Annotated in this window: 1 protein-coding gene; it reads right to left on the bottom strand. The window is 68.2% G+C overall.

All coding sequences use genetic code 11. The features are described 5' to 3' along the window. Positions 1–69: 69 nt before the first annotated feature. On the bottom strand, positions 70–663 hold a 594-nt coding region (locus tag DBV35_RS29075; protein ID WP_170135074.1), incomplete at its 5' end, for a fatty acid desaturase family protein.

The following is a 663-nucleotide window of genomic DNA, read 5'->3' as shown; positions in this document are numbered from 1 at the left end:
GGATCCCCACCAGGTGCCGCACGACCGCCCCCTCCGCCGACCCGGACGGATCGGACGGAACGGAAGCTATCAGCGCTTCCCGTTCGGCAGGGCCAGTCGGTTGATCGTGCCCAGGACCTGCATGTACTGCTTCCACAGCGGCCCGGTCGTGTACTCCAGCCCGTACTCCCGGCACAGCTCCCGCACCTCGGGGGCGATCTCGGCGTAGCGGTTGCTGGGCAGGTCCGGGAACAGGTGGTGCTCGATCTGGAAGGACAGCTGGCCGGTCATCAGGTGGAAGTACCGGCCGCCGTCGAGGTTGGCCGAGCCCAGCAGCTGGCGGACGTACCACTCGCCGCGGCTCTCGTCCTCCAGCTGCTCCTCGGTGAACTGGACCGCGCCGGTCGGGAAGTGGCCGCAGAAGATGACGGCGTGCGTCCAGACGTTGCGCACCAGGTTCGCGGTGAGGTTGCCCGCGAGCACCGGCAGGAAGAACGGCCCGGCCAGCGCGGGGAACGCGACGTAGTCCTTGAGGATCTGGCGGCCGGTCTTGCGGCCGATCGACTTGATCTGCTGCCACACCCGGCTCAGCGGCTTCTGCCCCGCCACGACCTTCTCGACCTCGAGGTCGTGCAGCGCGACGCCGTACTCGAAGAACAGGCTGAGCAGGAAGTTGTACAGCGG

The sequence above is a fragment of the Acuticoccus kandeliae genome, assembly GCF_003073115.1.
Note: the sequence above shows the minus strand (reverse complement) of the source record. Positions and strands in the feature narration are given on the sequence as shown.